This is a genomic window from Marinobacter goseongensis (assembly GCF_023156235.1).
In the GTDB taxonomy this organism is placed as follows: domain Bacteria; phylum Pseudomonadota; class Gammaproteobacteria; order Pseudomonadales; family Oleiphilaceae; genus Marinobacter; species Marinobacter goseongensis.
This window is the reverse complement of record NZ_JAKZAI010000050.1, coordinates 1-5776: the sequence shown is the minus strand read 5'-3', so window position 1 is coordinate 5776 and position 5776 is coordinate 1. Positions and strand designations below refer to the sequence as shown.

The following is a 5776-nucleotide window of genomic DNA, read 5'->3' as shown; positions in this document are numbered from 1 at the left end:
CCTCCTTCATTTGAAAGCAGGAATCAGTGTGGCGAAATTCAGTTGCCAGCCACAGGTGCGGATTTATTGGCGCTTACCGTATCTTTAACCAGTGGCGCGTTCTCATCACCCAGCGGAGAAGAAAGGCCTTTTTCTAGAAACGCACTGCGTTCAAGCGCAGCCGCATACAGCAGATCATCGGTGTAATTGCGCAATCGCATCATGTTGTTGAGATTGCGCGCAATGTCCGGGCTGGAGAACAGGTGCCATTGCATGTAGGAATCTTTTGGCCAATCCTGCGAAAGCACACCAGCCAACTGCATCGTTACGCTGTCGTCCGCAGCAGACATAGGGCTGCAGCGAAACACAAACCCCAGCATGCCATCTTCGCAGTAAATTAATTGGCTATCTGGGTCGTATGCCAGTTCCGAAAACAGGTTACTGACAGACTCATGCCGTACCAGTTTTTCTCTCGAGGCAAGAAATTCAGACATGTTTGGATACACTTAACGAGGAAAGGACAAAAGGGGGCAAAGCCCCCAGTGCAGATCTTACAGAGATGCGCCCATGATGCTCTGAATGACAGAGGGTGCGTAGAACAGGCCAATACCAGCCGCCGGACCCATGACAAACGCCATGATGTTCTGACGCGCGATCCCGAATACGATGCCGACCAGAACCATGACCAGGGCAATGATGCGGCCCAGAGTACCTTGAACCCAGCCTTCCAGAGTATCCCAGATATCGTCAAATTCGCGGCCTCCCGCACCGGACGCCATGGCAATAGATGGTAGTGCCAGCAGCAAAAATGCCGGGGTATAGCGGGTGGCTCGTTTTGCAGCCATATACAGTTGCTGTTGCCAGCGTTGTAGTGTGGTTTTCATACCAAACTCCTTCATTGCGTTTCAGTGGACATTTGCGGGGGTGAGTTAGCTGGCAAAGCCAGCGGTTTGGTTGCTCGAATACGCTGACTTCTTACAGGCGCAGGCTGGCCAACCTGCCAGCTTCGCGCCTGGACCTCGGTATAAACAATGCCGGGGGTATGTAGATCCCCCGCATCGTCTTCGTAGGTATCAACCCAGATTCGCATGACCTTTGCCGGAGTTCGGATCGGTGTTATCCGGGAAATGCCCATATACTGTCCCGGTGACATCGCGCCGGTTGGGCGCGTTTGTGGTACAGCGGTCTGTGTGTTGTGCTGTGTAACCGAAGAGGACCTTGACGCTCCTGACAGGCGCGCCTCTTTCGACCGGATGGGTGCTGAGCTGACGGTGTGATCGTGCCCTTCGTGATGCTCGATATCACTCGGTGCTACGCCGGATGAGTTGAGCTCATAGACCTCTCTAGCGCTCAGGCATGAATACCCTTCCGTATAACCCTTACACCCGTAATCGGATTCACCGATACCGAGACTTGAACAACCCGTCAGCGTACCGGCGGCCATCAGTGCCGTTAATAAAACGCGCATCACTGCTTACTCTCCAAAAACCCAACCAATTGATTAACAGAACGGGGCGCGCCGCTAACCATCCCGCCATAAGGCGCAATAATCGTTGGCACTGCCTCGATAGAAAGGTCCATGGCCAGCCGTTCAACGTTTTGGCGGGAAAGCTCTTCGCATGACTGGGTCTTCCGTCCTGACATGCTTTGACTGAGAAAACTCTCTTTTCGGTCCGACTCAGACATGCATGCCATATCGGCTACGACTGACTGGCTGGTGGCGCCAAGCAATGGAACGAGAAGATTGTGGAACGTGTATTGGTCGCCTAACTCCGCCTGCATCCGCACAACCTTGTGGCAGTAGGGACACTCGGGATCTACGAAAACGAAAACTTCCTTAGGGCCAGTTCCAATGGAGAACGACAGAAGCTCTGACGCATTCGGCATCCCGTCATCACGCATATACTCTGGCTGCTGGTCTTCATAGCCACGCTCGACGGGTTTAATTTCCGTAATTGGGTTGTTGTGGCCAGCCTGACCATAAAGTGCGCGAGCTTGCTCAATGGAACCAACAACCTGGCCGTCATCAGCGCGGTCAACAAATTGTCCAGGCAAGACAAAGCGCCCATCGCTGCTGACAATGACGGCGGTACCGGCATCCGTCATGATCATTTTTAGCGGCCCTTTGATGGGCAGCTCTACGATGTCAGCATCTTGGGCAAGAGCGTTGCTGCTTGTAAAACCCAACAACAAGCTACCCAAAAGCGCACAAGTAGAAGAAAGGGTGCGGAAGTGTCCCATCAAACGGATTACCTCATATCATGATGCTGATTAAGGTACTTGTATTTCTTGGCGACCCTTCACAGAATCAGGGCCAAAAATCGACGCCACACATAATGGGGACACAAAAAAACCCGCCAGATATCTCTGCCGGGTTCATTGGCAACGCTAATCGCCTATTCGTTCACGAAGGCGATCTCGCTACCTCGCGTAATGACCATTTCTATGCGCCGGCCTGCGTCCACCTCCAGGATCGGAAAAATCTGTTCGGCCATCGACATATAGTAATCCGCAATTCTCTCCATCGCCGTACCGGCACCTTGAAGAGCTGATGCTTGCGCAGCCTCTGATGACAGAGCGCTTTGGAAGGGGGTTGTATCGCTCGCTTGGGTCGAGATTGTCGGTACTGGACTTGACGAAAAGACCTCTGAAGCAGAACTCAAAAAGCCAGCCATGACGCTTCGAGCCAGTAACTGACCATTCTTTGTAACCAGCCTTCCGCGAACACCCGCTTTACCATCTTCCCCTACGGCGAACGCTTCAATTGGCTGTTCTACTGACCGACCATCATTATTAACACAACTGACGGTTTCAGACCTCAGATAGGCGCGCTCTGAAGACATGTCACCGTATCCACCGATGATTAAAAAGCAGGATTTGAAGTCAGCGCGAAAACGGTTAGGCAGAATGGCTTCTTTGCTGATCTCAAGCAATGCTGGGTGCGGATTGTCTCGACTGGTTGTGCTCGTGGGCGCGTCAATGCCTGTAATCAACCGCCCACTAACGATCGAGCCTGCAGGTAGAAACTGAGTTTCAATGTCTGCGTCAGGCTCCTCATCCACCGGTTTTGACTCATCCACGATGACCCGCATCATCGGTCCTTTCGGCTTTGTCTCGCCCTCTTCGGAATCCTGATCACGTGGCGCTGTAGCACCTTGTCGAGCGCCTGCATACCGGCGGTCCTCGGGAACCTGGAAGAGATCGCGGTTGTCCCAAATAGAGCCATTAGCACCAGCCATGGGTCCACGGATACCACCTCCGGCCCCGGAATCAAACGTCTGATCTTGGACCGTGGCGGGGTTCTGCGCGATCTGAGCTTGTTGACGGCGCAACGATTGAATCTGTTCGGTTTGAGCGGCCAGACGATCCGATAGGATTTTCATCTGCTGTTCGTAGTTGCGTGCGACCGTGTCTCCATCTACCTTGTTTTGCAGGTCCGTTCTAAGCTTCGCGTTCGTTTCTTCAAGTTTGCGAACCTGTTTATCCAAGGTTTCATTGCTGGCTTCCATGGAGCGAATGCGGGCCGCTAACGCATCCACACCCAAACGATCCGTGTTATCTCCAGCCAAGTTAACGCTCGATTTCTGTACTTCGGGCTTTCGCTCTGGCGCGTCCACAAAAAGGAAATTCGCAAGGATAAGAACAAGCAAGGCACCACCACCACCGAGCATTGCCATCCGTTTGTGTTTGGCGTCCAGATCCGCCCAAAACGATTTCATGCTCATCAGGGGCGGTCTCCTATTAGTGAAGGTCTCCGAATCTCTGGCGTAATACGCTCAAGACGATGCTTGGCTACGTACATTTCGGTGCTTTGACCAGGCGACAAAATTGAATGAGGCCATTCGGCGGCCGCCATGACAGCATTACCAGAACACTGGTGTCCAATGACCTCGACGGTGACATCGGACACATTGGTCGCTCTTAGAATCTGTACCTCAATGTTGTGTCCTTCCACGACCTGCCCTAGCTCGAACGCCACATGCTGACCTCCGAAACAGGTAATCACATCGGACCCGTGCGGCTTGCGCAATGAATACCCGCTTGGCAGGTCTTGGGTTGCCAGCGTACGAAACAGGTCGACAATGGTGTCAACGTAGGGTTGGCGAGTTTCCCAGTCTTCTGCACGAGGGTTCGCAATCTTGAAGTCTCTTGCGATGTCATCCGTGAAATTGAAGACGATTTCCTGTGGCGGAATCGGCTGAGGAACGAGGGTCAGTGACGCCGCCAGCCGTGGTTGACCACGCTCACTGATATAGAGCGTTACGGGCCCCTCTTGATCTGTGGCGACGTAGACAACGGAGTCGGCCGTTGATATTTCAGCGCCAGTGGCCGTGGTTCGTATTTCAGGATTCGTAAATGGCGTCACGACTCTGTTCGGGTGACCGCGGCTTATCGTAGCGAGCTGATTAACACCCGGTATCAGAGTAAGGGTGGTTGGACCCTTGGGCTTTTGATTCGATGGCGTCGGCGCACTGGTTCTTGGCTGTACGGTTTTGGCCACAGATTGCGCGAGCTGGGCACCGATTCTGGATAGATCCTCGTCTAACATAGACGGTCTTTCAGGCGCTCGGTTTGGGATGTCCAACTCCGACATTCCCGGCTCCATGCGCGACATGAGACCGTTTTCCTCAGAAACCGTCGCCTCTTCCGTTTGTTCAACGGTAGACACTGCGGGCTGCGGAGGCGTAACCGTTTGGGTCGCTGGCCTTGATCCTTCATAACGCTGACGCAACAGTTCGAGGTTTACCCGCCCTGTGTCGGGGTCAACAATCGGTGCATCGGGATCGACACCGGCGATTCCGATATCATCATTTCGCGGTGGGGCCATGGCCGGTTCGGGCAGGTCAGGTGACAAGATCTGTTGAGCCGGTGCGTCCGAAACAGGTTCGGATTCCTGGGCAGCGGTTGATACCGTCTGTCTTTCCGCTCGCACCGTATCATTTGCCCCCCCATTACTCGGGGATAGCAGTTCGCGGCGCGCTCCTTGAGTGATACTGATTGGAATGCCTGGTAAATCGTTTTCGGCCAGAAGCGGATCGTCCGCAAAGGCGGCGGGTGAGGCACTGAAGGCGACCATACCCAAGATGACTGTGGGTACCAGAGATCGGACAGCAACCGTTAATCGATGTAAACGCATTAGGACTCCCGACGTGGTGTACCTTCATACGTCTCGATGAAGGTAACTTGAGGTAGATAGTTTTGAATTGTGACGGTTAACTCGTACACCACATCGTTGGTAAGAGCTTGTTCATCCCGCCCTCTTACCGTTCGGGTCCCATAAACGACCACGCGATCTGTATCAGGCCAGTAATCGCTGCCTCGCGGCGAGAACGATATCGACAGTCCGTCTTCGGTAATGAGGTCGACCTGATCCATGATCCCGGCTTTCACCTCGTTGTATATGCGGGGCGCAAAAATGTCCGAGAGCGTGTCCACCAGAAACGGTGCGTTCCCCGGAGTAACGTTGGACATCATCGAAACGGTATATAGTGCGTAGGCTTGTTTAAACTTCTGGTTGGCCGCATTAACACGAAGTTCTGAGGCTCCGTTCATGTTGGGCGGCTGAACAACAACAACCGGATCTTTCGAAGCCAAAGCGATAACAGCAATAAGCAATGCAACGGACATGATCGGAATTGAAAAACGAAACAGCGTATTTTCCGCCCGTACGCCCGACCAGGTGTTTTGGAGTTTGGATAAGAGCATAAAACAGGCCTTAGCCCGGATTTCTCATAGGTCCCCAGCAAGTCTCGCAGACTGTGCGGGTTACTGCCATTACCGCTCATTTTCGGCCGTG

General features: G+C 53.4%; 7 protein-coding genes. All 7 read right to left on the bottom strand.

Annotated features, from left to right (window positions below; translation table 11 throughout):
* Nucleotides 1-38: 38 nt before the first annotated feature.
* The 7 genes from MLC70_RS18050 to MLC70_RS18025 all read right to left on the bottom strand — a co-directional run bounded on the left by MLC70_RS18050 (nt 39) and on the right by MLC70_RS18025 (nt 5685).
* Nucleotides 39-473 carry a TraC family protein gene (locus tag MLC70_RS18050; protein WP_248185857.1) on the bottom strand — a complete coding sequence of 145 codons (435 nt, stop codon included), beginning with the start codon at nt 471-473 and terminating at the stop codon, nt 39-41.
* A 57-nt stretch (nt 474-530) separates the two neighbouring features.
* Nucleotides 531-863, bottom strand: coding sequence for a TraA family conjugative transfer protein (gene traA, locus MLC70_RS18045; protein WP_248185854.1), 333 nt, complete (start codon nt 861-863; stop codon nt 531-533).
* 11 nt (nt 864-874) lie between these two features.
* Nucleotides 875-1447 carry a type IV conjugative transfer system lipoprotein TraV gene (traV, locus tag MLC70_RS18790; protein WP_427902116.1) on the bottom strand — a complete coding sequence of 191 codons (573 nt, stop codon included), beginning with the start codon at nt 1445-1447 and terminating at the stop codon, nt 875-877.
* Entirely contained in the window at nt 1447-2220 is a 774-nt protein-coding gene (locus tag MLC70_RS18040; protein WP_248185852.1) for a thioredoxin domain-containing protein, read from the bottom strand. The genes traV and MLC70_RS18040 overlap by 1 nt, the downstream gene beginning before the upstream one ends.
* Before the next feature lie 155 nt (nt 2221-2375).
* On the bottom strand, nt 2376-3704 hold the full coding sequence (locus tag MLC70_RS18035; protein WP_248185849.1) for a TraB/VirB10 family protein: 1329 nt from the start codon (nt 3702-3704) through the stop codon (nt 2376-2378).
* Complete coding sequence (locus tag MLC70_RS18030; RefSeq protein WP_248185847.1) at nt 3704-5116, bottom strand: TraK domain-containing protein; 1413 nt, start codon at nt 5114-5116, stop codon at nt 3704-3706. The genes MLC70_RS18035 and MLC70_RS18030 overlap by 1 nt, the downstream gene beginning before the upstream one ends.
* Nucleotides 5116-5685: a TraE/TraK family type IV conjugative transfer system protein gene (locus MLC70_RS18025; protein ID WP_248185845.1), complete on the bottom strand. Its 570-nt coding sequence runs from the start codon at nt 5683-5685 to the stop codon at nt 5116-5118. The genes MLC70_RS18030 and MLC70_RS18025 overlap by 1 nt, the downstream gene beginning before the upstream one ends.
* Nucleotides 5686-5776: the final 91 nt, after the last annotated feature.

What these genes read in the sequence shown, in the direction of transcription:
- MLC70_RS18030 (WP_248185847.1), bottom strand. Translation starts at nt 5,116, where the DNA reads ATGCGTTTACATCGATTAACGGTTGCTGTCCGATCTCTGGTACCCACA.
- MLC70_RS18040 (WP_248185852.1), bottom strand. Translation starts at nt 2,220, where the DNA reads ATGGGACACTTCCGCACCCTTTCTTCTACTTGTGCGCTTTTGGGTAGC.
- MLC70_RS18050 (WP_248185857.1), bottom strand. Translation starts at nt 473, where the DNA reads ATGTCTGAATTTCTTGCCTCGAGAGAAAAACTGGTACGGCATGAGTCT.
- MLC70_RS18035 (WP_248185849.1), bottom strand. Translation starts at nt 3,704, where the DNA reads ATGAGCATGAAATCGTTTTGGGCGGATCTGGACGCCAAACACAAACGG.
- traA (WP_248185854.1), bottom strand. Translation starts at nt 863, where the DNA reads ATGAAAACCACACTACAACGCTGGCAACAGCAACTGTATATGGCTGCA.
- traV (WP_427902116.1), bottom strand. Translation starts at nt 1,447, where the DNA reads ATGCGCGTTTTATTAACGGCACTGATGGCCGCCGGTACGCTGACGGGT.
- MLC70_RS18025 (WP_248185845.1), bottom strand. Translation starts at nt 5,685, where the DNA reads ATGCTCTTATCCAAACTCCAAAACACCTGGTCGGGCGTACGGGCGGAA.